The organism is Streptomyces sp. NPDC008313, from assembly GCF_042956125.1.
In the GTDB taxonomy this organism is placed as follows: domain Bacteria; phylum Actinomycetota; class Actinomycetes; order Streptomycetales; family Streptomycetaceae; genus Streptomyces.
In genome coordinates this window covers 139,683-165,745 of the sequence record NZ_JBIBFR010000002.1, presented here as the reverse complement: position 1 = coordinate 165,745, position 26,063 = coordinate 139,683, and the positions used below count along the sequence as shown (strand labels likewise).

20 protein-coding genes are annotated in these 26,063 nt (G+C 71.1%); 9 read left to right on the top strand and 11 right to left on the bottom strand.

Going from position 1 to position 26,063, the window contains the following annotated elements; all coding sequences use genetic code 11:
• Positions 1-192 precede the first annotated feature (192 nt).
• On the bottom strand, positions 193-1,959 hold the full coding sequence (arc, locus tag ACFY93_RS03530) for a proteasome ATPase (RefSeq protein WP_391353207.1): 1,767 nt from the start codon (positions 1,957-1,959) through the stop codon (positions 193-195).
• A gap of 254 nt (positions 1,960-2,213) precedes the next feature.
• On the opposite strand from arc, the gene ACFY93_RS03525 reads away from it, so the two are divergent.
• The gene (locus ACFY93_RS03525; protein WP_391353206.1) at positions 2,214-2,519 is read left to right on the top strand and encodes a ferredoxin; all 306 of its coding nucleotides are present in this window, start codon (positions 2,214-2,216) and stop codon (positions 2,517-2,519) included.
• A 69-nt stretch (positions 2,520-2,588) separates the two neighbouring features.
• Here ACFY93_RS03525 and ACFY93_RS03520 read toward each other — a convergent pair whose 3' ends face one another.
• The 3 genes from ACFY93_RS03520 to ACFY93_RS03510 all read right to left on the bottom strand — a co-directional run bounded on the left by ACFY93_RS03520 (position 2,589) and on the right by ACFY93_RS03510 (position 5,896).
• Positions 2,589-3,167, bottom strand: a complete 579-nt coding sequence (locus ACFY93_RS03520; protein WP_391353205.1) for a hypothetical protein — start codon at positions 3,165-3,167, stop codon at positions 2,589-2,591.
• Between the two features lie 195 nt (positions 3,168-3,362).
• Positions 3,363-4,265 (bottom strand): tRNA (adenine-N1)-methyltransferase, encoded by a 903-nt coding sequence (locus tag ACFY93_RS03515; RefSeq protein ID WP_391353203.1) that lies wholly within the window; start codon positions 4,263-4,265, stop codon positions 3,363-3,365.
• A gap of 71 nt (positions 4,266-4,336) precedes the next feature.
• Positions 4,337-5,896: a site-2 protease family protein gene (locus ACFY93_RS03510; protein ID WP_391353202.1), complete on the bottom strand. Its 1,560-nt coding sequence runs from the start codon at positions 5,894-5,896 to the stop codon at positions 4,337-4,339.
• Positions 5,897-6,085: 189 nt separating this feature from the next.
• Between ACFY93_RS03510 and ACFY93_RS03505 the strand changes: the two genes are divergently transcribed.
• A complete protein-coding gene (locus ACFY93_RS03505) occupies positions 6,086-7,108 on the top strand; it encodes a PD-(D/E)XK nuclease family protein (protein ID WP_391353200.1) in 1,023 nt (340 codons plus the stop codon).
• Between the two features lie 120 nt (positions 7,109-7,228).
• Positions 7,229-7,900 carry a response regulator gene (locus ACFY93_RS03500; RefSeq protein WP_391353198.1) on the top strand — a complete coding sequence of 224 codons (672 nt, stop codon included), beginning with the start codon at positions 7,229-7,231 and terminating at the stop codon, positions 7,898-7,900.
• Positions 7,901-8,001: 101 nt separating this feature from the next.
• Here ACFY93_RS03500 and ACFY93_RS03495 read toward each other — a convergent pair whose 3' ends face one another.
• The 3 genes from ACFY93_RS03495 to metH form a co-directional block, all read right to left on the bottom strand.
• Complete coding sequence (locus ACFY93_RS03495; RefSeq protein WP_391353196.1) at positions 8,002-9,606, bottom strand: ABC transporter substrate-binding protein; 1,605 nt, start codon at positions 9,604-9,606, stop codon at positions 8,002-8,004.
• A 425-nt stretch (positions 9,607-10,031) separates the two neighbouring features.
• Entirely contained in the window at positions 10,032-10,772 is a 741-nt protein-coding gene (locus ACFY93_RS03490) for an HAD-IA family hydrolase (protein WP_391353195.1), read from the bottom strand.
• 129 nt (positions 10,773-10,901) lie between these two features.
• Positions 10,902-14,450 carry a methionine synthase gene (gene metH, locus ACFY93_RS03485; RefSeq protein WP_391353193.1) on the bottom strand — a complete coding sequence of 1,183 codons (3,549 nt, stop codon included), beginning with the start codon at positions 14,448-14,450 and terminating at the stop codon, positions 10,902-10,904.
• 282 nt (positions 14,451-14,732) lie between these two features.
• Between metH and ACFY93_RS03480 the strand changes: the two genes are divergently transcribed.
• From ACFY93_RS03480 to ACFY93_RS03460, 5 genes are all read left to right on the top strand, one after another.
• Positions 14,733-15,497: an IclR family transcriptional regulator C-terminal domain-containing protein gene (locus tag ACFY93_RS03480; RefSeq protein ID WP_391353191.1), complete on the top strand. Its 765-nt coding sequence runs from the start codon at positions 14,733-14,735 to the stop codon at positions 15,495-15,497.
• Positions 15,498-15,950: 453 nt separating this feature from the next.
• Entirely contained in the window at positions 15,951-16,739 is a 789-nt protein-coding gene (locus ACFY93_RS03475) for an MIP family channel protein (protein ID WP_391353190.1), read from the top strand.
• A 119-nt stretch (positions 16,740-16,858) separates the two neighbouring features.
• Positions 16,859-18,397: a glycerol kinase GlpK gene (glpK, locus tag ACFY93_RS03470; RefSeq protein WP_391353189.1), complete on the top strand. Its 1,539-nt coding sequence runs from the start codon at positions 16,859-16,861 to the stop codon at positions 18,395-18,397.
• A 6-nt stretch (positions 18,398-18,403) separates the two neighbouring features.
• Positions 18,404-20,026, top strand: a complete 1,623-nt coding sequence (locus ACFY93_RS03465) for an FAD-dependent oxidoreductase (RefSeq protein ID WP_391353188.1) — start codon at positions 18,404-18,406, stop codon at positions 20,024-20,026.
• A 234-nt stretch (positions 20,027-20,260) separates the two neighbouring features.
• The gene (locus ACFY93_RS03460) at positions 20,261-21,292 is read left to right on the top strand and encodes a PAC2 family protein (protein ID WP_391353187.1); all 1,032 of its coding nucleotides are present in this window, start codon (positions 20,261-20,263) and stop codon (positions 21,290-21,292) included.
• A gap of 82 nt (positions 21,293-21,374) precedes the next feature.
• On the opposite strand, the gene mshC is transcribed toward ACFY93_RS03460, so the two are convergent.
• The 4 genes from mshC to ACFY93_RS03440 all read right to left on the bottom strand — a co-directional run bounded on the left by mshC (position 21,375) and on the right by ACFY93_RS03440 (position 24,978).
• A complete protein-coding gene (gene mshC / locus ACFY93_RS03455; RefSeq protein WP_391353186.1) occupies positions 21,375-22,604 on the bottom strand; it encodes a cysteine--1-D-myo-inosityl 2-amino-2-deoxy-alpha-D-glucopyranoside ligase in 1,230 nt (409 codons plus the stop codon).
• Between the two features lie 135 nt (positions 22,605-22,739).
• Positions 22,740-23,558: an SCO1664 family protein gene (locus tag ACFY93_RS03450; protein WP_391353184.1), complete on the bottom strand. Its 819-nt coding sequence runs from the start codon at positions 23,556-23,558 to the stop codon at positions 22,740-22,742.
• Positions 23,522-24,112: a DUF3090 family protein gene (locus ACFY93_RS03445; protein ID WP_391353183.1), complete on the bottom strand. Its 591-nt coding sequence runs from the start codon at positions 24,110-24,112 to the stop codon at positions 23,522-23,524. Before ACFY93_RS03445 ends, ACFY93_RS03450 begins: the two co-directional genes overlap by 37 nt.
• A gap of 179 nt (positions 24,113-24,291) precedes the next feature.
• Positions 24,292-24,978, bottom strand: coding sequence for an MSMEG_4193 family putative phosphomutase (locus ACFY93_RS03440; RefSeq protein ID WP_391353182.1), 687 nt, complete (start codon positions 24,976-24,978; stop codon positions 24,292-24,294).
• Between the two features lie 80 nt (positions 24,979-25,058).
• Here ACFY93_RS03440 and corA point away from each other — a divergent pair, with 80 nt between their 5' ends.
• A complete protein-coding gene (gene corA, locus ACFY93_RS03435) occupies positions 25,059-26,057 on the top strand; it encodes a magnesium/cobalt transporter CorA (protein ID WP_391353181.1) in 999 nt (332 codons plus the stop codon).
• Positions 26,058-26,063: the final 6 nt, after the last annotated feature.

Below are 26,063 nucleotides of genomic sequence, written 5' to 3'. Positions count from 1 at the left end.
CTCAAGTACCGCTGGTGCTCCGGTGCGTGTGCGGTGCCCGTCCCCGCACTGCGCGACCCGGCGGTACGAAAGAGCCTAGAACGCCTCTGCGCTGGTGGGGAGATCATTTGCGTCATTGCTGTGCTCCAGCCGTGGCCGGAAAAGCAGTCGGCTGCGGATACCCGTGGTGGGCACCCGCAGCCGCCCTGTGTTTTACAGGTACTGGCCGGTATTGGCCACGGTGTCGATGGAGCGACCGGTGTCCGCTCCCTGCTTTCCGGTGACAAGGGTGCGGATGTACACGATCCGCTCGCCCTTCTTTCCGGAGATGCGGGCCCAGTCGTCGGGGTTGGTGGTGTTGGGCAGGTCCTCGTTCTCCTTGAACTCGTCCACACACGCCTGGAGGAGATGGGAGACCCGAAGGCCCTTCTGCTTCTGTTCGAGGAAGGCCTTGATGGCCGCCTTCTTGGCGCGTCCGACGATGTTCTCGATCATGGCGCCGGAATTGAAGTCCTTGAAGTAGAGGACTTCCTTGTCGCCATTGGCGTAGGTGACCTCGAGGAAGCGGTTCTCCTCGGATTCGGCGTACATCTGTTCCACCGCGGTCTGGATCATGCCGTGCACCGTGGCCGCCCGGTCTCCGCCGTGTTCACCGAGGTCGTCGGTGTGCAGGGGGAGCCGCTCGGTGAGGTACTTGGCGAAGATGTCCTTGGCCGCCTCGGCGTCCGGGCGCTCGATCTTGATCTTCACATCGAGCCGGCCGGGGCGCAGGATCGCGGGGTCGATCATGTCCTCGCGGTTGGAGGCACCGATGACGACCACGTTCTCCAGGCCCTCGACACCGTCGATCTCGGCGAGCAGCTGGGGGACGATGGTGTTCTCCACGTCCGAGCTGACGCCGGAGCCGCGGGTGCGGAAGAGGGACTCCATCTCGTCGAAGAAGACGATGACGGGCGTGCCCTCGCTGGCCTTCTCACGTGCGCGCTGGAAGACGAGGCGGATCTGCCGCTCGGTCTCACCGACGTACTTGTTGAGGAGCTCGGGTCCCTTGATGTTGAGGAAGAAGCTCTTGCCCGCCGCCTGGCCGGTCACCTCGGCGACCTTCTTGGCCAGCGAGTTGGCGACGGCCTTGGCGATGAGCGTCTTGCCGCATCCCGGGGGCCCGTACAGCAGGACACCCTTGGGCGGCCGCAGTTCGTGCTCCTTGAACAGGTCGGGGTAGAGGTAGGGGAGCTCGACCGCGTCGCGGATCAGTTCGATCTGGTTGCCCAGTCCGCCGATCTGCTCGTAGCCGATGTCCGGGACCTCTTCGAGGACGAGCTCCTCGACCTCGCTCTTGGGAACGACCTCGTAGACATAGCCGGAGCGGGGTTCGAGAAGCAGGGCGTCGCCGGCGCGGATGGTGACGTCCAGCAGCGGCTCGGCGAGCCGTACCACCCGCTCCTCGTCGGTGTGCCCGATGACGAGGGCCCGCTCGCCGTCCTCGAGGATCTCCTTGAGGGTGACGATGTCCCCGACGCTCTCGTACTCCATGGCCTCGACCACGTTGAGCGCTTCGTTCAGCATCACTTCCTGGCCGCGCCTGAGCTCGTCGAGCTCGACGCCGGGGCTGACGTTCACCCGCAGCTTGCGGCCGCCGGTGAAGATGTCGGCCGTGCCGTCCTCGTTCGCCGTGAGGAAGACACCGAAGCCGGCCGGCGGCTGTGCGAGCCGGTCGACCTCCTCCTTGAGGGCCACGATCTGGTCGCGGGCCTCACGGAGCGTGCTCGCGAGCCGCTCGTTCTGCGCGGACACGCCGGCCAGGTTGGTCTGCAGCTCGACGATCCGCTCTTCGAGAATCCTCGTGTGCCGCGGAGAGTCGGCGAGCTTGCGTCGCAGGACGGCGATCTCCTGCTCAAGATAGGCAATCTCTCCGGCGGGGTCGTCGGACCCTCGTCCCGGGCGGATGCCGCGGTTCATGTCGTCGTCGTGGGCTGCCACGGTCCTCACCTCCTCCAAGGGGAGCTGGACGCTTCCAGACCCTACCTGGGTGGGTGTCGATTGAAACCCCTAGATCACAAAGACTGTGGGGGTGTGTCCGATCTTCACCCTTGCGCTCTCCCTCACGCCAGGGGAATACCCACACAACCGGTGGGGGAAGCAGGCGGAGGTAGGGTCGAAGTGTTCAACACCCGTCAGGGCTGGCCCGACTTGTAGGCATTTCGGACGCCTCGGAGCAGGAAACGGCAGGAGATGTGAGCGTGCAGCAGGAGGCCGGAGGCCGCGCCGAGGCGCTGGAGGTCTGGATCGATCAGGATCTGTGTACGGGCGACGGGATCTGCGCCCAGTACGCGCCCGAGGTCTTCGAGCTGGACATCGACGGTCTGGCGTACGTGAAGGGCGCGGGCGACGAGCTGCTGCAGGCTCCGGGCGCCACAACGCCCGTACCGCTGACGCTTCTGCGCGATGTCGCGGACTCGGCGAAGGAGTGCCCCGGCGACTGCATCCACGTACGCCGGGTTTCGGACAGGGTCGAGGTCTACGGTCCGGACGCCGAGTGACCTGAGGGCCACTCGACGTCATCGGCCGTCCGCTTTCTCACGCGGCCGGCGCGGCCCAGGGCCCCCGCCTCAGACGCTGCGGGCCTCGGAGGGGGTCGAGCGGACGAACGCGCCGTCGCGCCACTGCCACTTGGCGTGGTCCGTCACGTCGGGGCAGCAACTGGGTACGTCCTGGGACGAGTAGCCGAGCAGGGTGGCGGTGACGGCGCCGTCGCGGAGCGCGAAGTCGGTGACGCTGGTGCGGTCCCGGGGGTCGACGAGGGTGGCCACCACCCGCGGGTGCGCGGCACCGGCGGCCTGGGTGAGGACGTAGACGCCGTCGGGCGGGGTGCCCGAGCCCGCGTCGCAGCGGACGACGGCCACGGTCTCGGGGCGGCCGTCGCCGTCGAGGTCTCCGGAGGCCTTCTCGCGCACGAGGGCCTTGACGGGGCCGCACTCGACGGGGAAGTCGACGCCCTTGGGATCGGGTGCCGCGGCGGCCGGCGCGTGGGCGGCCTTCGCCTCGGTGCCGGGCTGGGCGGCGGTCGCGGAGCCGGGCTGCAGCACGGAGGAGAGCGCGACTACCCCGGCCAGCGCGGTGGCGGTGGCGAGCCAGTGGATGGGGCGGGTGTGCGTGTGTGCCAGTTCCGGAACGGCGGATTGCTGCACTAGGAGTGTCTCCTGCGTGGGGCTGTGCCGGTGGGGTGGCCAGCATGGTGCCACACGTCACACCGCTGGGGAACGCCGGGGTCGCGAGTGGCTCCCGGCCGTCGGCGGACGCTCGGGCCCGTCAACGGAGAAAAGCCGTGGCCGAGTTCCCCGACGGTACGGGGAACTCGGCCACGGCCGCGGTGCGTTGGAGGGTCAGCGGCCGGTACCGCCGTCGGCGTTCGGGCCTGCGTAGTCCTCGCCGTAGGCGCCCTTGGCGGGGCGGCGGCGGCGCATGGGCGGCTCGACACCGTCCGCGAGGCGGCGTGCGGTGAGCAGGAAGCCGGTGTGGCCGATCATCCGGTGGTCGGGACGGACGGCCAGGCCCTCGATGTGCCAGTTGCGGATCATCGTCTCCCAGGCGGTCGGCTCGTTGAAGGAGCCGATCTCGCGGATGGACTCGACGGTCCGGGCGAGCTGGGTGGTGGTGGCGACGTAGCAGCAGAGGATGCCGCCGGGGACGAGCGCCTTGGAGACGGCCTCCAGGCACTCCCAGGGGGCGAGCATGTCGAGGATGACGCGGTCGACGTCGGTGTCGCTCAGGTTGTCCTGGAGGTCGCCGACGGTGAGCTGCCAGGCCGGGTGGGGACCGCCGAAGTAGCGCTCCACGTTCTGCTGGGCGATCTCGGCGAAGTCCTCGCGGCGCTCGTAGGAGTGCAGCATGCCCTGGTCACCGATGGCGCGCAGCAGGAAGGCGCTGAGCGATCCGGAGCCGACGCCGGCCTCGACGACGCGTGCGCCGGGGAAGATGTCGGCGAAGGACAGGATCTGCCCCGCGTCCTTCGGGTAGACCACGGCGGCGCCGCGGGGCATGGACAGGACGTAGTCGGGGAGCAGGGGGCGCAGCGCGAGATAGGCGACGTTCCCCGTGGTGCGGACAACGCTGCCCTCGGGAGCGCCGATCAGCTCGTCGTGGGGGAAGGAACCCTTGTGGGTGTGGAAGTTCTTCCCGGCCTCGAGCGTGAACGTGTAGTGGCGGCCCTTGGGGTCGGTCAGCTGAACCTGGTCCCCGACCTTGAAGGGCCCGCGCCTGCGGGCGGCACCGGTCGGTTCGGACATGTGACCAGCCTACCGGTCCCGGCGGGGCGCGCGGACCACGCCGGTCCCCGGCCGGGGACCGGCGGGCGGGCTCAGCTGGGGCGGGCCATGGCCTTGACGAAGGCGCGCTCCACGTCGGCCGCGGAGAGCACTCCGTAGATCTCGCCGGAGTCCTCGACGACCAGGTACTCGGTGGCGGGTGTGGCGCGCATGACGTCGAGGAGTTCCTCGCCGGCGAGCTCGGCGGACAGGCGCATGCCGTCGGTGAGGTCCTGGGCGAGTCCGCTGACGGCGACCCAGGGCCGCCGGTGCTCGGGAACGCCGACGATGGCGGCCTCGCGGACGAGGGAGACGGGCTCTCCGTCGGGGTCGACGACGACGAGGGCGCGGGCGCCCGCGTCGTTGGCGCGGCGCAGGGCCTCGGAGAGCGGGGTGCCGGTCTCGACGGGGACCGCGCGCCGGGTGAGGGAGCGGGCCTGGAGCTCCGGGAGGTGTTCACGCAGGCGGGCCATGCGCAGGCTGTTCCCGGCGCCGGTCCAGATGATCGCGGCGAGGATGGCGGCCAGCAGGGCGTCGGTGACGGTGTCCATGCCGCTGATGTCCTCGGCGTCGGAGCCGAGAACGCCGGTCTGGGTGAGCAGGGGCAGGCCGATGAGGACGCAGACGGCGAGGGCGCGGCCGACCCAGGCGGCGGCGACGGTGCCGCTCATGGGCTTTCCGGTGATCTTCCAGACGACGGCGCGGAGCATCCGGCCGCCGTCGAGGGGCAGGCCCGGCAGCAGGTTGAACCCGGCGACGAGCAGGTTGGAGACCATCAGCCCGGCGAGCAGCACGCCGGGGACGGTGCCCGGTTCGACGGCCTGCATGGCGAGGTAGAAGACGCCGGAGAGGACGAGGGACAGGAGCGGGCCGACGAAGGCCAGGACGAACTCCCGTCCCGGGGTGTCGGACTCCTTCTCGATCTCGGAGACGCCGCCGAAGAACTGGAGCTGGATGCGGCGCACGGGCAGCTTGAAGCGGAGCGCCGCGATGGTGTGGGCGAGCTCGTGGACGAGTACGGAGGCGTAGAAGGCGACCGCGAAGAAGAGGGAGACGAGATAGCGCGCGGCGCCGAGCTCGGGCAGGACGCGGTCGAGCTGGCCGCCGAAGACCCAGGTGATCAGCGCGGCGACCAGGAACCAGCTGGGTGCGACGTACACGGGGACACCGAAGGGCCGCCCCATGAGGATGCCTCCGCCGGGGTCCTTTCCGTCCCGGGCCGCCCTTCCCCTGCGCCCGGCACGGGCCCGTGTCCTGGCGGGCGGACGGTCACCGGGCGCGGCGCCCGCGGGCGCCCCGTCCCCGGCGCGGTCCCGGCCGCCGGCTCCCTGGCCGGCGGCCGTGTCGGCACCGGCGGATCCGTGGTCCGTGCGCCCCGGCCCGGCGGGTCCGTGGCCGTCCGGCCCGTCGTCGGCTCCCCCGTCCGCGGGGTCCTGGCCGGCGGCTTCCCCGTCCGCCGGGCCGGACGGGCCGGGGTGGTGCGCGCCGGGGCCTGCCGGCTCGGGCGCCCGTGTGTCCGGGTCTGGCTCGGGGGCGGCCGCGGGCCTGTCGTGGTGCTCGGTCGCCTCGTCGTCGCCGGAGCGCGGCTTCCCGCTCCCGCCGCTCTCGTCCACGATGTCCCCTCGTTCGAAGCGTCTCCCACCCCCGATCATGAGGGGCGGGAGGGTCTGTCGTCGATGGTATGCGGCCGTCCCGGCGCGTTCCGCCCCGGCACCCCCCGCTCCCGGTGCGCCACGCACCGTCGCCGTCGGGCGGGACGACGGCTGGGGCGCTGTCGGTGCCGGGCCGTAAAGTCTGTGGTCATGGAGACGAGCACCGAGGACACGGCGGGCGACGGCGGCGCGGCGCGACCGCCGAAGGGCGTCGCGCGGACGATCACGGAGACCGTCGCGGACACGGTCACGGGCACCGTCGCGGACGCGGTCACGGAGACCGTCGCGGACTCGGTCGCGCGCAGACCCGCCGCTCCGCCCGCCTCGTTGTCGCCCTCGCGTGCCGGTGACTTCATGCAGTGCCCGTTGCTCTACCGGTTCCGGGTGATCGACAGGCTGCCGGAGAAGCCGAGCGAGGCGGCCACCCGGGGCACCCTGGTGCACGCGGTGCTGGAGCGGCTCTTCGACGCGCCGGCCGCCGACCGGACCGTGCCGCGGGCCAAGTCGCTGATCCCCGGCCAGTGGGACCGGCTGCGCGAGACCCGCCCGGAGGTCGTGGAGCTGTTCGCCGACGACCCGGAGGGCGAGCGGATGGCGACCTGGCTGGGCCAGGCCGAGCGGCTGGTGGAGCGCTGGTTCACCCTGGAGGACCCGACCCGGCTCGAACCGGCGGAGCGCGAGCTGTTCGTGGAGGCCGAGATGGAGTCGGGGCTCAGGCTGCGCGGCATCATCGACCGGGTCGACGTCGCGCCCACCGGCGAGGTGCGGATCGTCGACTACAAGACGGGGAAGGCGCCGCGTCCGCAGTACGCGGAGGGCGCACTGTTCCAGATGAAGTTCTACGCGCTGGTGGTGTGGCGGCTGAAGCAGGTGGTCCCGCGCCGCCTCCAGCTCGTCTACCTGGGCAGCGGTGACGTACTGACGTACGACCCGGTGATCGCGGATCTGGAGAGGGTGGAGCGCAAGCTGCTCGCGCTGTGGGAGGCGATCCGGGTGGCCACCGAGACCGGCGACTGGCGGCCCCGGCCCAGCAAGCTCTGCGGCTGGTGCGACCACCAGGAGGTGTGCCCGGAGTTCGGCGGCACTCCCCCGCCGTACCCGCTGCCGCTCGCCGGAGCGGACGTGGGCGCGGGAACGGACGTGGGCACGGGAGCGGACCCGGCCGGCGGCTGAAGCGGGCCGGCCCCGAGCGCGCGGCGGTCCCCGGTCAGGGCGCCCGAGTCGCGCGGGAGGGAGCAGGGCAGAATGGGGCCGGACTAGGGGGTGTCTGATACCCCGGCGAAGGAGACTTACGTGGCCATCCGCGTCCTACTGGTCGACGACCAGCCGCTGCTGCGTACCGGCTTCAGGATGATCCTGGAGGCCGAGCAGGACCTCGCGGTCGTCGGCGAGGCCGGAGACGGCCTCCAGGCGCTCGATCAGGTACGTGCCCTGCAGCCCGATGTGGTCCTGATGGACATCCGCATGCCGCGCATGGACGGGGTCGAGGCGACCCGTCAGATCACCGGCCCCGGCCGGGACGGTCCGGCCAAGGTCCTGGTGCTGACGACCTTCGACCTCGACGAGTACGTGGTGGAGGCGTTGCGCGCCGGTGCCAGCGGCTTCCTGCTGAAGGACGCCCCGGCCAACGAGCTGGTGCAGGCGATCCGGGTGGTGGCGGCGGGCGAGGCGATGCTCGCGCCGAGCATCACACGCCGGCTGCTCGACAAGTACGCGGACCACCTGCCGTCCGGCGACGAGCCGGTGCCGGACACCCTGCACACGCTGACCGAGCGTGAGGTGGAGGTGCTGAAGCTCGTGGCGCGCGGCCTGTCGAACGCGGAGATCGCCGCAGACCTCTTCGTCAGTGAGACCACCGTGAAGACGCACGTGGGCCATGTGCTGACCAAGCTGGGCCTGCGCGACCGGGTGCAGGCCGCGGTCTACGCGTACGAGAGCGGTCTGGTCCGTCCCGGCGCCCAGTAGCGGGCCGGACGGCGAAGACGGGACAGCAGACGAAAGTGGGGCGCCCCCCGAGGGGGCGCCCCACTCCCGTGTGCGCTACCGGCCGCCGCGGGCGGCTCGCGTCACTCGCTCACACCGCGGCCGAGCTCCCAGAGCTGCAGCGTGGAGGAGGAGTTGATGGCCCACTCGGCACCCGTGATGTCGTCGCGGGTGGCGATGTACTGCTTGCCCTGCCACAGCGGCAGCAGCGGTACGTCGTCGGCGATGATGTCCTGCATCTTCGTCAGGCTGTCGGAGGCGGCCAGACGGTCGGCCTCGCGCCGGGACTCGGGGATCAGCTTGCTGCGGATGTCGCTGTTGGCGTACGGCGAGCCGAGGGTGTTGTCCTTGTCGAGAAACGGGGCGAGGTAGTTGTCCGCGTCCGGGAAGTCGGGGAACCAGCCCATCCCGTAGACGTCGTAGTCACCCTTCATCTCCGCGGGACGGAACTTGTCCCACGGGGCGCCCTTGACGGTGACGTCGAACAGGCCGCTCGCGTTGAGCTGTTTCTTCAGCACCTCGAACTCCTGCTTGGTGGCCGAGCCGTAGTGGTCGGTCGTGTAGTGCAGGGTGAGGGTGACCGGAGTGGTGATGCCGGCCTTGCTCAGCAGGTTCTTGGCCTTGCCGGTGCTCGGTTCGCCGTACTTGTTGAAGAACGAGTTGGAGTGCCCGGTGATGGTGGCGGGGACCATCGAGAACAGCGGATCGGCCTGGGAGCCGTACACCTTGGAGATCAGCTCGCCGCGGTTGATGACCTGGGCCATGGCCTGGCGGACGGCCTTCGTCTTCACCGAGGAGGCGCCGGTGTTGAAGCCGAGGTAGCGGATCTCCAGACCGGGCATCTCGACCAGGTCGATCTTGCTGTCCGTGGCGTTGGACAGCTTCTTGATCTGCGCCGGGGTCATCGAACGGGTCATCAGGTCGATGTCGCCGTCCTGGAGCGCCGTGTTCATGGCGTTCGCGTCGTCGAACGACTTCAGGACGACCTTGTCGTTCTTCGGCTTCAGCAGACCCTTGTAGTTCGGGTTCTTGGTGAAGACGGCCTTGACGAGCTGGTCGCCCTTGACCTCGCTGTCGAGGGTGTAGGGACCCGAGCCGTCGACCTGGAAGCCCTCGCGGAGCTTGCCCTTCTCGTAGTCGTCGGGGTTGACGATGCCGGCGACCGGGGTCGACAGCTTGAACGGGAAGGTCGCGTCGGGGCTGTTGAGGTGGAAGATGACCTCGCGGTCGCCCTTCGTCTCGACCAGCTCGACGGTCGACAGCAGGGCGAAGACGCCGCTGTCGGCCTTGAGGGACAGCGCGCGGTCGATGGAGAACTTGACGTCCTTCGCGGTGACCGGGTCACCGTTGGAGAACTTCAGGTCCTTGCGCAGGGTGCAGGAGTAGCGCTCGTTGCCGCTGTCGGAGAAGTGGCACTCCTCGGCCGCCTCGGGCTGCGGTTCACCGTCGCCGCGCGGCTGGGCCATCAGGGTCTGCACGGTCTGGCGGAGGATGTTCCACGTGCCGACGTCGTAGGCCCAGGCCGGGTCGACGGGGGCCGGTGCCGCCTTCGAGACGGTGAACCGGTCCGTGGTGCCGACGACGATGGCGTCCCCGCCCTTGTCCCCGCTGTCGGACCCGCCACAGGCGGCGAGAACCGGCGCGAGCAGACCGATCACGGCCGGCAGCACCAAAGTCTTACGGTTCATGCTCGAGTTTCTCCAGAGCTGTCGATTCCATGAACCCGGCATACAGGGGTGGTGCGGTCGGGTCACGGGGTTACGGCGATGTTCTCGCGACGACATTAGTCCGCGCCGCCAGGACCACCCGCAGCGACCGGAGTTGGACTTCCATCACGCTGTGAAACCGGACGTGGACGCACCGATAACCCGACAGCGGAAGGATTCGTGCAGCGTTCCACCAATCGGGACACAAGGGCACGGCATGCCCCTCCGAAATGGGGGCAAGAGCACACGCCGGACCCAGCGTCGACCCTCCGTCAAGTGGCGAACATCACACCGCCGCGAGGGTTCGGCGGTACCGGGATTCGGCCATCCGGCACCCCGCGAATTGTTCCGTGCAGTCGCCACCGGGTTTACCCCCCGGGCGAGTTCCCGCACGCTGGGTGAAGGGCCTAGCGCCTTTCCGTCATCAGTCCGCGCAGGAAAGCGAGATCGATCTCTTCCAGGGACGTCACGACGGTACGGCGGGCCGCGGGCGCGATGGGAGCGACGGAGGGCACGGCGACCACGTGGCAGCCGGCCGCCTCGGCGGCGGCCACACCGGTGGCGGTGTCCTCCACGACGGCGCACCGGGCCGCTTCGGCGCCGAGGCCGGCGGCCGCGAGCAGATAGGGGTCGGGGAAGGGCTTGGTCCGCTCCACCTCGTCGCCCGCCACGGTGAGGGCGAAGTGGTGCGGGCCGAGCGAGGTCAGGACGCGGTCGATGATGCGCCGGTGCGAGGCGGACACCAGGGCGGTCGGGATCCCGTACGCCGAGAGTTCCGTGAGCAGCCGGGTGGCGCCGGGCATGAGCGGCAGGTCGCGGTCGATGCGCTGCTCGAACCCGTCGTTGAGCAGGACGGTGAGTTCGGCGAGGGTGATGTCGGCGCCGGTGGCCTCGATCAGGAAACCCGCGCTGCGGGTCATGGGTCCGCCGACCACCACGTGACGCCAGGAGTCGTCGAGGGTGTGGCCGAGGGAGGCGAAGACCTCCCTCTCGACGTCCCACCAGAAGCCCTCGGTGTCCACCAGGGTTCCGTCCATGTCGAGGAGCACGGCCTGCAGGGTGGAGCCCTCGGTCGCAGGGATGCCCCCTGGCCGAGCGGCGCCGGGAGCCTGGGGAAGGGTTCCGAGAGCGGGGACAGTACTGGTCATCCACGTACCTCCTTGAGGGACGGTCAGGCCGGTTCCCACGAGGGGAACCGGCCTGCGGTGGACCGACCAGTCTACGACGTGCGGGACCGGAACGCCTGGTGTGGCGCCGGGGCCTTCGGTGCGGGCGTCCTAGCGGGCGTTGAAGTACTTGGCTTCCGGGTGGTGGATGACGATGGCGTCCGTGGACTGCTCGGGGTGGAGCTGGAACTCCTCCGAGAGGTGGACGCCGATGCGCTCGGGCTCCAGCAGCGCGGCGATCTTGGCCCGGTCCTCCAGGTCGGGGCAGGCGCCGTAGCCGAGGGAGAAACGGGCGCCCCGGTACTTGAGGGCGAACATGTCCTCGACGTCGGCCGGGTCCTCCCCGGCGAAGCCGAGTTCCGAGCGGACGCGCGCGTGCCAGTACTCGGCCAGGGCCTCCGCCAGCTGTACGGACAGGCCGTGCAGTTCGAGGTAGTCGCGGTAGGAGTTGGCCTCGAAGAGCTGGGCGGTCCGCTCACCGATCCGGGAGCCGACGGTGACGACCTGGAAGCCGACGACGTCCTGCTCGCCGCTCTCCTCCGGGCGGAAGAAGTCGGCCAGGCACAGCCGGCGGCCGCGGCGCTGGCGGGGGAAGGTGAAGCGGGTGCGCTCGTTGCCCTGCTCGTCCAGGACGATCAGGTCGTCGTCCTTGGAGACGCAGGGGAAGTAGCCGTAGACGACGGCCGCCTCGAGGAGGTTGTCGGTCTGCAGGCTGTCCAGGAGGCCGCGCAGCCGGGGCCGCCCGTCGGTCTCCACCAGTTCCTCGTAGGAGGGCCCCTCGCCGGTGCGGGCCTGCTTGAGCCCCCACTGGCCCTTGAACAGGGCGCCCTCGTCCAGCCAGGAGGCGTACTCCTTGAGCTGGATGCCCTTGACGATCCGGGTGCCCCAGAAGGGCGGGGCGGGGACCGGGTTGTCGGTGGCGACGTCGGAGCGGACCGCGCCCTCCTCAGGGCGCTCCTCGACGGCGGCGGTGGCGGCGGGCCGCACCCTGCGCTGCTTCAGCTCGGGGAGACTGGCGCCGGGAACTCCGCGCTTGACGGCGATCAGCGCGTCCATCAGGCGCAGGCCCTCGAAGGCGTCCCGGGCGTAGCGGACCTCGCCCTGGTAGATCTCGTGGAGGTCCTGTTCGACGTAGGCCCTGGTCAGGGCGGCTCCGCCAAGGATGACGGGGTAGCCGGAGGCCAGGCCGCGCTGGTTGAGCTCCTCCAGGTTCTCCTTCATGATCACCGTGGACTTGACCAGGAGGCCGGACATGCCGATGACGTCGGCCCGGTGCTCCTCGGCCGCCTCCAGGATCGCGGAGACGGGCTGCTTGATGCCGAGGTTGACGACGTTGTAGCCGTTGTTGGACAGGATGATGTCGACGAGGTTCTTGCCGATGTCGTGGACGTCGCCGCGGACGGTGGCCAGCACGATGGTGCCCTTGCCCTCGGAATCCGACTTCTCCATGTGCGGTTCGAGGTGGGCGACCGCGGACTTCATGACCTCGGCGGACTGGAGGACGAACGGCAGCTGCATCTGGCCGGAGCCGAACAGCTCGCCGACGACCTTCATGCCGTCCAGCAGGGTGTCGTTGACGATGTCGAGCGCGGGGCGGTCGGCGAGGGCCTCGTCGAGGTCGGCCTCCAGGCCGTTCTTCTCGCCGTCGATGATGCGGCGCTTGAGCCGCTCCTCCAGGGGCAGCGCGGCCAGTTCCTCGGCCTTGCCGGCCTTGAGGGACTTGGCGGTGGCGCCCTCGAACAGGGCCATCAGCTTCTGGAGGGGGTCGTAGCCCTCGCGGCGGCGGTCGTAGATGAGGTCGAGGGCGGTGGTGACCTGCTCCTCGTCGAAGCGCGCGATCGGCAGGATCTTGCTGGCATGCACGATCGCGGAGTCGAGCCCGGCCTTGACGCACTCGTCGAGGAAGACGGAGTTGAGCAGGATGCGGGCGGCCGGGTTGAGGCCGAAGGAGATGTTGGACAGGCCGAGCGTGGTCTGGACACCGGGGCGGCGGCGCTTCAGTTCGCGGATCGCCTCGATGGTGGCGAGACCGTCCCCCCGGGACTCCTCCTGGCCGGTGCAGATGGTGAAGGTGAGGCAGTCGATGAGGATGTCCGACTCGTGGATGCCCCAGTTCGTCGTCAGGTCCTCGATGAGCCGTTCGGCGACGGCGACCTTGGTCTCGACGGTGCGGGCCTGGCCCACCTCGTCGATGGTCAGCGCGATCAGGGCGGCGCCGTGCTCCTGGGCGAGGCGGGTGACCTTCACGAACCGCGACTCGGGGCCGTCGCCGTCCTCGTAGTTCACGGAGTTGAGAACGGCGCGGCCGCCGAGCCTCTCCAGGCCCGCGCGCAGCACGTCGACCTCGGTGGAGTCGAGGACGACGGGCAGCGTCGAGGCGGTGGCGAAGCGTCCGGCGAGCTCCTCCATGTCGGCGACGCCGTCCCGGCCTACGTAGTCGACGCACAGGTCGAGCATGTGGGCGCCCTCGCGGATCTGGTCGCGGGCCATCTCCACGCAGTCGTCCCAGCGGCCCTCCAGCATGGCCTCGCGGAACTTCTTCGAGCCGTTGGCGTTGGTGCGCTCGCCGATCGCCATGTAGGCGGTGTCCTGGCGGAAGGGCACGGTCTGGTACAGCGAGGCGGCGCCGGGCTCGGGCTGGGGGCTGCGCTCGGCGGGCGTGAGGTCGCGGACGCGCTCGACGACCTGGCGCAGGTGCTCGGGGGTGGTGCCGCAGCAGCCTCCGACCAGCGAGAGCCCGTACTCGCGCACGAACGTCTCCTGGGCGTCGGCGAGCTCGGGGGCGCTCAGCGGGTAGTGCGCGCCGTCCTTGCCGAGGACGGGCAGACCGGCGTTGGGCATGCAGGACAGCGGGATGCGGGAGTGGCGGGCGAGGTAGCGCAGGTGCTCGCTCATCTCGGCCGGGCCTGTGGCGCAGTTCAGTCCGATCATGTCGATGCCGAGCGGCTCAAGCGCCGTGAGGGCGGCACCGATCTCGGAGCCGAGGAGCATGGTGCCGGTGGTCTCGACGGTCACGGAGACGATCAGCGGGAGGTCGGTGCCGGTGGCGTCGAGGGCGCGGCGGGCGCCGAGCACGGACGCCTTGGTCTGCAGCAGGTCCTGGGTGGTCTCCACGAGCAGGGCGTCGGCGCCCCCGGCGATCATGCCCTCGGCGTTTCGCTGGTAGGCGTCGCGCAGCGCGGTATACGGGGCGTGGCCGAGGGTCGGCAGCTTGGTGCCGGGGCCCATGGAGCCCAGTACCCAGCGCTGCCGGCCGGTGGAGGCGGTGAACGCGTCGGCGGCCTCGCGGGCGATGCGGGCGCCCGCCTCGGAGAGTTCGTGGACGCGGTGGGCGATGTCGTACTCGCCGAGGGCCGCGAGGTTCGCGCCGAAGGTGTTGGTCTCGACGCAGTCGACGCCCACCGCGAAGTACGCGTCGTGGACGGAGCGGACGACGTCGGGGCGCGTGAGGTTGAGGATCTCGTTGCAGCCCTCGAGGTTCTCGAAGTCCTCGAGCGTGGGGTCCTGCGCCTGGAGCATCGTGCCCATCGCTCCGTCGGCCACCACGACGCGGGTGGCGAGGGCGTGGCGGAGTGCGTCGGTCCTGGCCCGGCTGTCCGCGGGGCCGGCCGGACTCACCGCGGAGTCGGACGTAGGGGACGGGTTCGGCGACGAGGCCATGTAGGTGCTCCCTGGAGTGCGACGGCTGTCGGCTTTGCGGCTTCTCGTGGAAGGCGCACGCCGCCAGCGTAGCCCCAAGCCGCCGAGCGGGCGTGGGGGCGTCCACGGGGCGGACGGACGGACGTTCGGGGGGCCCGGTGCACGACCTCGGGCGGGGGACGGTGAAACATGGGTCCGTCACCCGTTGGCGGGAGGCGGTCCATGAACGGTAGTGTTCGGCATTGCCGAACGACGTCAGCGGAGTCGCACGTCGGCGGTCAAGGGGACGGAGGCGGGACTGGGATGGCACGGAACATCCAGTCGCTCGAACGGGCGGCCGCGATGCTGCGGCTGCTCGCGGGCGGTGAGCGACGGCTCGGCCTGTCGGACATCGCCTCCTCGCTGGGCCTGGCCAAGGGTACGGCGCACGGGATACTGCGGACCCTCCAGCACGAGGGTTTCGTCGAGCAGGACGCGGCCTCCGGGCGCTATCAGCTCGGCGCCGAGCTGCTGCGTCTGGGCACCACGTACCTCGACGTGCACGAGCTGCGGGCGCGGGCGCTGGTGTGGACGGACGATCTGGCCCGTTCCAGCGGCGAGAGCGTCTATCTGGGCGTGCTGCACCAGCGGGGCGTGCTGATCGTGCACCACGTCTTCCGGCCCGACGACAGCCGTCAGGTGCTGGAGGTCGGCGCCATGCAGCCACTGCACTCCACGGCGCTGGGCAAGGTGCTCTCGGCGTACGACCCGGTGGCGCACAGCGAGGTCGTGGAGGCGGAACGCCGCACCTTCACCCCGCGCACCGTGAGCGAGCTGGACCTGTTCGAGAACGTCCTGGACCTGACCCGGGCCCGCGGGTACGCGGCGGACGTCGAGGAGACCTGGACGGGCGTGGCCTCGGTGGCGGCGCCCATCCACAACCAGCGGCGGATGCCGGTGGGCGCGGTGGGCATCACCGGCGCCGTGGAGCGGGTCTGCAAGGACGGCGAGCTGCGGCCCGAGCTGATCGCGGCGGTGCGGGACTGCGCCCGCTCGGTCTCCCGGGACCTCGGCGCCGGACGGTTCTGACCCCGCGTACGACACGGCACAGGGCCGGGGCGCCGGGGGCGCCCCGGCCTTCCGCGTCCCCGCCGCCGTCCGCCGCCACGGCACCCCCGGCGGCGCGGCGGTCCACGGCCCGGCCGGCCCCCTCGGACGGCCTTCCGAGCCGGACGCCGCGGACGCCTCTTCCCTGCTGTGACGTGCGGTTCGAGGCGGGCGCGGGAGTGCGCCGCGACGGTGCCCAAGATCGATAGCACGGGGCGATCAATAACGATCGTGCTTTCGATAACAGAACCCTTGACGAGCCGGTGACCCCAGGCAAGACTCCCGTCCATCGGTCGACATTGTCGAACACCTACCGGTAATACGCGTTAGAGTGTGACGACGTCACGGGCCGAGACTGCCCTCACCCCGAGGGCGCGAACCACCGGAGGGACCCGGGGTTCGGCTTCCCCTGGACGAAGGACAAAGGAGTCGCGGGTGTCCAGCTCCGACATCTTCATCGGCGAGACCATAGGTACCGCCGTACTCATCCTGCTCGGCGGCGGCGTGTGCGCCGCCGTGACGCTGAAGGCCTCCAAGGCACGCAACGCCGGCTGGCTCGCCATCACCTTCGGGTGGGGCTTCGCGGTCCTCACCGCGGTCTACATCTCGGCGCCCCTCTCGGGTGCCCACCTGAACCCGGCCGTGACGGTCGGCATCGCGATCAAGGACGGCGACTGGAGCGACGTCCCCACCTACTGGGCGGGACAGCTGCTGGGCGCCATGATCGGCGCGGCATTGGTGTGGGTCGCCTACTACGGCCAGTTCCTCGCGCACCTCACCGACCGTGAGGTCGTCGGCGGCCCCGGCGCCCAGGACCTCAAGGCGGTCGAGGCGCAGGAGGCGCAGGCCGGCCCCGTGCTCGGTGTCTTCTCCACCGGCCCGGAGATCCGGCACGCGGTGCAGAACCTCGCCACGGAGATCATCGGCACCTTCGTGCTGGTGCTCGCGGTCCTCACCCAGGGCCTGAACGACAACGGCAACGGCCTGGGCACGCTGGGCGCCCTGATCACCGCGCTGGTCGTCGTCAGCATCGGCCTCTCGCTGGGCGGCCCGACCGGCTACGCGATCAACCCGGCCCGCGACCTCGGTCCGCGCATCGTGCACGCCCTGCTGCCGCTGCCCAACAAGGGCGGCTCGGACTGGGGCTACGCCTGGATCCCGGTGGTCGGCCCGATCATCGGCGGCGCCGTCGCGGCGGGCATATACAACGTCGCCTTCGCCTAGATACCCGTGGATCCGGAGCACCCGCCGGGCTCCGGATCCCCGGGACATCCGAAGCCGCGGGCCGTCCCGTCGCAGGACGGCCCCACCCACACGGACCATACGGACTTCAGGAGCACACTGTGACCGACGCACACACCGCCGGCCCGTTCATCGCGGCCATCGACCAGGGCACCACGTCCAGCCGCTGCATCGTCTTCGACCGCGACGGACGCATCGTCGCCGTCGACCAGAAGGAGCACGAGCAGATCTTCCCCAAGCCGGGCTGGGTCGAGCACGACGCCGCGGAGATCTGGACCAACGTCCAGGAGGTCGTCGCCGGGGCCATCGGGAAGGCCGGCATCACCCGCGACGACATCAAGGCCATCGGCATCACCAACCAGCGCGAGACGACGCTGCTGTGGGACAAGAACACCGGTGAGCCCGTCCACAACGCCCTCGTCTGGCAGGACACCCGCACCGACGCCCTCTGCAAGGAGCTCGGCCGCAACGTCGGCCAGGACCGCTTCCGCCGCGAGACCGGTCTCCCCCTCGCCTCGTACTTCGCGGGCCCCAAGGCCCGCTGGCTGCTCGACAACGTCGAGGGTCTGCGCGAGCGCGCCGAGGCCGGCGACATCCTCTTCGGCACGATGGACAGCTGGGTCATCTGGAACCTGACGGGCGGCGTCGACGGCGGCAAGCACGTCACCGACGTCACCAACGCCTCCCGCACGCTCCTGATGAACCTGCACACCCTGGAGTGGGACGAGAAGATCGCCGAGTCCATCGGCGTGCCGACCCGGATGCTCCCCGAGATCCGCTCCTCCGCCGAGGTCTACGGCGAGGTCACCGGCGGCCGCCTCGGCGACCTCCTCGGCGGCATCCCCGTCGCGTCCGCGCTCGGCGACCAGCAGGCCGCCCTGTTCGGCCAGACCTGCTTCGCCGAGGGCGAGGCCAAGTCGACCTACGGCACCGGCACCTTCCTGCTGATGAACACCGGTGACAAGCCGGTCAACTCCTACAACGGCCTGCTGACCACCGTCGGCTACCGCATCGGCGACCAGAAGCCGGTCTACGCCCTCGAGGGCTCGATCGCCGTCACCGGTTCGCTGGTGCAGTGGATGCGCGACCAGATGGGCATCATCAAGTCCGCCGCCGAGATCGAGACGCTCGCGTCGTCGGTCGAGGACAACGGCGGCGCCTACTTCGTACCGGCCTTCTCCGGCCTCTTCGCCCCGTACTGGCGCTCCGACGCCCGCGGTGTGATCGCCGGACTCACCCGGTACGTCACCAAGGCGCACATCGCGCGCGCCGTCCTGGAGGCCACGGCCTGGCAGACCCGTGAGATCACCGACGCCATGACGAAGGACTCCGGCGTCGAGCTCACGGCCCTCAAGGTCGACGGCGGCATGACCTCCAACAACCTGCTGATGCAGACCCTCGCCGACTTCCTGGACGCCCCCGTGGTGCGTCCGATGGTCGCCGAGACCACCTGCCTCGGCGCCGCCTACGCCGCCGGCCTCGCCGTCGGCTTCTGGTCCAGCACGGACGACCTGCGCGCCAACTGGCGCCGGGCCGCCGAGTGGACCCCGAACATGGCCGCGGACACCCGCGACCGCGAGTACAAGAGCTGGCTCAAGGCCGTCGAGCGGACCATGGGCTGGATCGAGGACGAGGAGTAAGACGCAATGACCACCCTGCAGAGTGTCCCGGCTCTCGGGACGCACCCGGCCGGCTCCGCCGCGTTCGGCCCGAGGACGGTGAGCCGCGCCGAGACCCGGGAGCGGCTGTCCAAGGCGACGTACGACCTTCTGGTGATCGGTGGCGGGATCCTGGGCATCTCCACCGCCTGGCATGCCGCGCAGTCGGGCCTGCGGGTGGCCCTGGTGGACGCCGGCGACTTCGCCGGCGCCACCTCCTCCGCCTCCTCCAAGCTGCTCCACGGCGGTCTGCGCTACCTGCAGACCGGCGCGGTGAAGCTGGTCGCGGAGAACCACTTCGAGCGCCGTGCGGTCTCCCGCCAGGTGGCCCCCCACCTGGCGAACCCGCTGACCTTCTACCTCCCCGTGTACAAGGGCGGCCCGCACGGCGCCGCGAAGCTCGGTGCCGGTGTGTTCGCGTACTCGGCGCTGTCCGCCTTCGGCGACGGCGTCGGGCACCTGCTCTCGCCGGCCAAGGCGCGGCAGGACGTGCCCGAGCTGCGCACCGACAACCTGAAGGCCGTGGCCGTGTACGGCGACGACCAGATGAACGACTCCCGGATGGCCCTGATGACGGTCCGCGCGGCCGTCGACTCGGGCGCCGTCGTCCTCAACCACGCCGAGGTCACCGGGCTGCGCTTCACCCGGGGGCGGGTGACCGGCGCCGAGCTCAAGGACCGTACGACGGGCGACGAGTTCGGCGTGGACGCCCGCCTCGTGCTGAACGCGACCGGCCCCTGGGTCGACCACCTGCGCCGGATGGAGGACGCGAACGCGGCCCCGTCGATCCGGCTGTCGAAGGGGGCGCACCTGGTCCTCAGGCGCACCTCGCCGTGGAAGGCGGCGCTGGCGACGCCGATCGACAAGTACCGCATCACGTTCGCCCTGCCCTGGGAGGACATGCTGCTGCTCGGCACGACCGACGAGGAGTTCGAGGGCGACCCGGCGGACGTCGCGGTGACCGAGAAGGACATCGCCCAGATACTCGACGAGGCCGCATTCTCCATCCGTGACCAGCAGCTGTCCCGTGACCTGATCACCTACTCCTTCGCCGGTCTGCGGGTGCTGCCGGGCGGTCCCGGCGACACGTCGAAGGCCAAGCGGGAGACGGTCGTCACCGAGGGCCGCGGCGGCATGCTGTCCGTCGCGGGCGGCAAGTGGACCACGTTCCGGCACATCGGCCGCACGGTCATGAGGAAGCTCCAGGAGCTTCCCGGGCACCCGCTGGGCGACGACTTCGAGCCGGTCTCCGCGCTGCCGCGGAAGCTGCCGCTGCCGGGTGTCGCCAACCCGCGCGCGGTCGCCCACCGGCTGCTCGTGGACGGCCCGGCGCCCGGCCCGCGGATGGCCGCGGACACCGCCAGGCACCTGGCCACCCACTACGGATCGCTGGCCTTCGACATCGCCCGGCTGGCGGAGGAGAGCCCCGAACTCGCCGAGCGGGTCCACCCCGACGCCCCGGAGATCTGGGCGCAGGTCGTCTACGCGCGCGACAACGAGTGGGCCGAGACGGTGGACGACGTGCTGCGCCGCCGGACGACGCTGACGATCCGCGGTCTGGCCACGGACGAGGTGCGCGGGAAGGTGCGGGGCCTGCTGGACGGCGAGTAGGTCAGGTCCGGCGGGCGGGCGGGCGCGGCGAGGGGCGGCTCCACGGGGGAGGCCGCCCCTCGGCGTCTGGCCGGTACCCGTGACGCCGGCCTTCCGGATCGCGTTCGCGGGTGTCCAGGGGCAGTTGGCGGGGCAGTGATGCGTTCACCGCCCCGTGCGAGGGGGCTGCGGCACCGCCCCGTGCGGGCCGTAAGGTTGGGGCGTACGTGAGGGCACGTCGGAAGGAGGCGCTGGGTGATCGAGCTCGAGGGGGTTCCCGAGCTGGTCGACCCGGTCATGGTGGCCGCGTTCGAGGGCTGGAACGACGCCGGCGACGCCGCTTCCACCGCGGTCGCGCATCTGGAGCGGGAGTGGAAGGGCGAGGTGTTCGCGGCGCTCGACGCCGAGGACTACTACGACTTCCAGGTCAACCGCCCCACGGTCTGGCTGGACAACGGGGTGCGCAAGGTCACCTGGCCCACGACACGGCTGTCGGTGGTCCGGGTGGGCGGCGACAAGCCGCGCGACCTGGTGCTGGTGCGCGGTATCGAGCCGTCGATGCGCTGGCGTTCGTTCTGCAACGAGATCCTGGGCTTCGCGCACGAGCTGGGCGTGGAACTGGTGGTGGTCCTGGGCGCGCTGCTCGGCGACACCCCGCACACCCGTCCGGTGCCGGTCAGCGGCGTCACGTCCGATCCGGACCTGGCGCGCACCATGGACCTGGAGGAGACCAAGTACGAGGGCCCCACGGGGATCGTCGGCATTCTCCAGGAGGCGTGCACGCACGCGGGCGTCCCGGCCGTGTCCCTGTGGGCGGCCGTTCCGCACTACGTCTCGCAGCCGCCGAACCCGAAGGCGACGCTGGCCCTCCTGAACCGTCTGGAGGACCTGATCGGCCTGCGCATCCCGCTGGGCGAGCTGCCCGAGGACGCACGGGCCTGGCAGCTGGGCGTGGACCAGCTGGCGGCCGAGGACAGCGAGGTCGCCGAGTACGTGCAGACGCTGGAGGAGGCCCGGGACACCGCGGAGCTGCCGGAGGCGTCGGGCGAGGCGATCGCCCGGGAGTTCGAGCGCTATCTGCGGCGCCGCGACGGCGGCGGCCCGCCGGCCCCGCCCGGCGGCCACGCGACGGAGAGCGGCGACGCCGCGCCGTACCTCAGGGACACCCCGGGCGGGCGCACGCGCTCCCCGCGTCCGGAGCGTCCCGAGACCGGCCCGGAGGGCGCGGGCGAGGGCTCCGAGGGCGACGGCACGGCTCCCGGGGACTCGGAAGGCGACGGGGACTGAGCCGGGTCCACTGAACGGAAGGGCCCGAGGGGCGGTGCGCGTCGAGCGCACCGCCCCTCGGGCCCTGTCCGGTGGGACCGCGTTACAGGGCCACGCCCAGCAGGGCGTCCACGGACCGTGAGACGACGCCGGGGGCGGACGCGTCCGTACCGCCCTCGGTGTGCTGCCGGGCGGCCCAGCGGTCGACGGCGGCGAGCGCGGCGGGCGCGTCCAGGTCGTCGGCGAGGGCGTCGCGGATCTCCTCGACGAGCGCGTCGGCCGTGGGGCCGTCGGGCCGCGACACCGCCGAGCGCCAGGTCGCCAGCCGCGCGACCGCCGCTTCGAGGACGGAGTCGGTCCACTCCCAGTCGGCCCGGTAGTGGTGGGCGAGCAGGGCGAGGCGGATGGCCGCCGGGTCGACGCCGTCGTGGCGCAGCTTCGAGACGAAGACCAGGTTGCCCTTGGACTTCGACATCTTCTCGCCGTCCAGGGCCACCATGCCGGCGTGGACGTACGCCTTGGCCATGGGGAACTCGCCGGTCAGCACCTGGGCGTGCGAGGCGCCCATCTCGTGGTGCGGGAAGGCGAGGTCGGACCCGCCGCCCTGGACGTCGAAGCCCATGCCGAGGTGATCGAGGGCTATGGCGACGCACTCGATGTGCCAGCCGGGCCGGCCGCGGCCCAGCGTGCCGCCGTCCCAGCTCGGCTCGCCCTCGCGGGCGGCCATCCAGAGCATCGGGTCGAGGGGGTTCTTCTTGCCCGGACGGTCCGGGTCGCCGCCGCGCTCGGCCGACAGCAGCCGCATGGCCTCGGCGTCCAGGCGGGACACCTTGCCGAAGTGCGGGTCGGACTCGACGGAGAAGTAGAGGTCGCCCCCGAGTTCGTACGCGGCTCCGGCGTCGCGCAGCCGCTCGACGAGCGGGACGATCCCGGGTATCGCCTCGACCGCGCCGATGTAGTGGGCCGGGGGCAGGATGCGCAGGGCGGTCATGTCCTCGCGGAAGAGGGCGGTCTCCTTCTCGGCGAGCCCGACCCAGTCGACGCCGTCCCGCTGGGCGCGCTCCAGCAGCGGATCGTCGACGTCGGTCACGTTCTGGATGTAGTGAACCTGCCGCTTGGTGTCCAGCCATACGCGCTGAACGAGGTCGAACGCGTTGTAGGTCGCCGCGTGACCGATGTGGGTCGCGTCGTACGGCGTGATGCCGCAGACGTAGATACGGGCGACGGGACCGGGGTCGAGGGTCACAGGGCCCCCGGTCGCGGTGTCGTGGATCCGGAGGTCGCGGCCCTGACCGGGCAGGGCGGGGACCTCAGAAGCGGGCCAGGCATGCATTCCATGAGCGTAACCGGACTGGTGTTCCGTACACGAACCGGACCGGGCCGGATGGCCGGGAAGGCGCTCTTGTGCCTTCCCTCCCCGTGTGCATCGTGTTCCGCTCCTCCGGCACACGGCACGCTCACCCGCCCGCTACACGGGCGGCCACGGAATGGCGGGCCACTCGCCGCCCGGCTCGGGGTGACGGCCGGAGGCCAGCAGGGCGTCCACACGCGCGCGCGTGGCGTCGACCTCGGCGGCGGTGATCAGCTCGGACAGCCGGGCGGCGAGCGGGCCGCCCTCGGCCAGAGAGCCCCGGAGGCGCTCCAGGGCCCCGACCGCCTCCGGGGTGAGCCGCTCCCCCGCCCAGCCCCACAGGAGCGTGCGCAGCTTGTTCTCGGCGTTGAAGGTGACCCCGTGGTCGATGCCGTACAGCCTGCCCCCGGCGGCGGGCAGCAGGTGACCGCCCTTGCGGTCGGCGTTGTTGATCACGGCATCGAGGACGGCGAGCCTGCGCAGCCGCTCGTCGTCGGCGTGCACGAGCAGGGCCGTACGTCCCTGACCCACGTCGGCGAGGCCGACGGCCCGCCAGCCCTCCCCGGGCTCCTCGGCGTCCACCAGGGAGAGCAGCCCGTCGCCCGCCTCGCCCTCGATCCACAGCTGGCACATGCCCCGGCCGTACGGCCCCTCGCGCAGCACGGTGGGCGGCACCAGGCCCCAGCCCGTCGCCTCCGACACCTCGTACGCGGCGACCTCGCGCTCGGCGAGGGTCCCGTCGGGGAAGTCCCACAGGGGGCGCTCGCCGGCGACCGGCTTGTAGACGCAGAACGCCTCCCGGCCCTCGTGGGAGACGGAGCAGTAGAGCACCGCGTTGGACGCCTCACGGATCTGCCCGCGAACGGTCAGCTCGCCCTCGGCGAGCAGCTCGGCGGTGGTCACGCTCCGCGGCGGTATCCGTTCTGGCGCGGGCATACGTGTCCTTCCGGGTCGAGCGGGAGGCTGCACAGCGGGCAGGGCGGACGCCCCGCGTTGACGACGTCCAGGGCACGCTTGGCGAAGGCGCGGGCCTGCGCGCCGGTGAGCCGCACCCGCAGCATCGGCGGCCCGCTCTCCTCGTCCTGCAGAAGCCTTTCCTCGGCCTCGGCGAGGTCCTCGTCGGACTCCGCGTCGAGCTCCACCAGTGCCTGCGCCTCGACGATCATGCGCTGCTCGTCGCCGTCCCAGGCCAGCGCCATGGTGCCGACCCGGAACTCCTCCTCGACGGGGGTGTCCAGCGGTCCCGTGTCGGTGACCTCGGCGGGGACCATCGCGGGGACGGGGGCGCTGCCGCCGGTACGCCGGACGACCTCGTCGAGGAGTTCGTCCATCCGCTCGGCGAGCGCGGCCACCTGCGTCTTCTCCAGGGCCACACTCGTCACCCTGGGCCCCGAGGTGGCCTGCAGGAAGAAGGTACGGCGCCCGGGCAGCCCGACCGTACCGGCCACGAAGCGGTCCGGCGGGTCAAAGAGGAACACCTGACGCGACACGTCCTGTCTCCATTGGAATCGGCGTCGGAACCGGCCGGCCGGGTCGGCCCGCGGGGGTTCCCATCGGTTGCTGACAACTGCTGTGCTGCTCAGGATCTGTCCGCATGATCAACGCCGGTGAGTGGGGACTTGATCCGCCGGACAGACCCTGGACCGCTTCACCCTACTGCGGCCGACGATCACGGTGCGCCCGCACCGCCCCCGACCGGTGCGTCCCCGCCCGGCCCCTCCTCGCGCGGGGCCAGCGAGTCGAAGTCGCCGGTGTCCCCGAGCCGGACGAGAAACGGCCGCAGACGGGTGTAACGGATCGCGGTGATGGAACACGGTTCCACAGAGATCCGCTGGAAGAGGTCGAGATGAAGTCCGAGTGCGTCCGCGACGAGGGACTTGATGATGTCGCCGTGCGAGCACATCAGGTAGACGGCGTCACCGCCGTGATCGCGCTCCACGCGCGCGTTCCACTCGCGTACGGCCTCGGCGGCGCGGGTCTGCATGGTCCGCATCGACTCGCCGCCGGGGAACGCGGCCGCGGTGGGGTGCGCCTGGACGACCTCCATCAGCGGTTCGTCCTTGAGTTCGGCGAGCTTGCGGCCGGACCAGTCCCCGTAGTCGCACTCGCCGATGCGCTCGTCGGTGTGCGGCCGCAGGCCGGGGCGGGCGTCGAGCAGCGGCTGTACGGTCTCCAGGCAGCGCTGCAGGGGGCTGGTGACCACCTCGGCGACCGGCAGGGCGGCGAGCCGCCCGGGCAGCGCCGCTGCCTGCGCGGCGCCGCGCTCGTCGAGGGCGACACCGGGGGTCCGCCCGGCGAGCAGTCCCGCGGTGTTGGCGGTGGAACGTCCGTGCCGGACGAGGATCAACGTGGGCATGCGCTCCAGCGTAGGTCCAGAGCGGAACCGGGGGTGCCGTGGCGGTGCGCCCCGCATCGAGCGACGGGAGAATGCGCTTCGTGATCGTCGACTGTGCCATCTACCACGACGGGCGCCGGACGGAGGGCCCGGACGACCTCTCCGAGGCTCTCGACCGGGCCCGGGCCCGCAGGGACGACTTCGTCTGGATCGGGCTGCACGAGCCGACGCCGGAGGAGTTCGAACACGTCACCGAGGAGTTCGGCCTGCACCCCCTGGCGGTCGAGGACGCCCTGAAGGCGCATCAGCGGCCCAAGCTGGAGGTGTACGACGACTCGCTGTTCATGGTCATCAAGCCGGTCGTGTACGAGCAGGACAGCGACTCCGTGTCCACCGGCGAGATCATGGTCTTCATCGGCGACTCGTTCGTCGTGACCGTCCGGCACGGCGACAGCTCGCCGCTGGACACGGTGCGGGACCGTCTGGAGAAGGACCCGCAGACGCTCAGCCACGGTCCGACGTCGGTGCTGTACTCGATCGCGGACGCGACCGTCGACCACTACCTGGACGTGGCGGCCGAACTCCAGACGGACCTGGAGGAGCTGGAGGCCGAGGTGTTCTCGCCGAACATCGGCGGTTCGCGCAACACCGCCTCCCGCATCTACACGTTCAAGCGGCAGGTCCTGGAGTTCCGCAGGGCGACGGGGCCACTGGCCGTCCCGCTCGGCCGCCTCTCCGGCTCGGGCGGCTACAGCACGGGGGTGCCCTTCGTGAACGACGACGCGCAGCCCTTCTTCCGCGACGTCAGCGACCACGTCACGCGCGTGAACGAGTCGGTGGAGGGTCTCGACCGGCTCGTCTCCGACATCCTCTCCGCGCATCTCGCGCAGACGGGCGTCCGGCAGAACGACGACATGCGCAAGATCTCGGCGTGGGCCGCCATGGCCGCGATCCCCACCATGCTCGCGGGGATCTACGGGATGAACTTCGAGCACATGCCGGAACTGCGCTGGGTCTGGTCGTATCCCGCGGTCATCGGGGTGATGGCGGTGCTGGAGGTCGGCCTGTACCGGCTCTTCAAGCGGCGGGAGTGGCTGTGAGGGGAC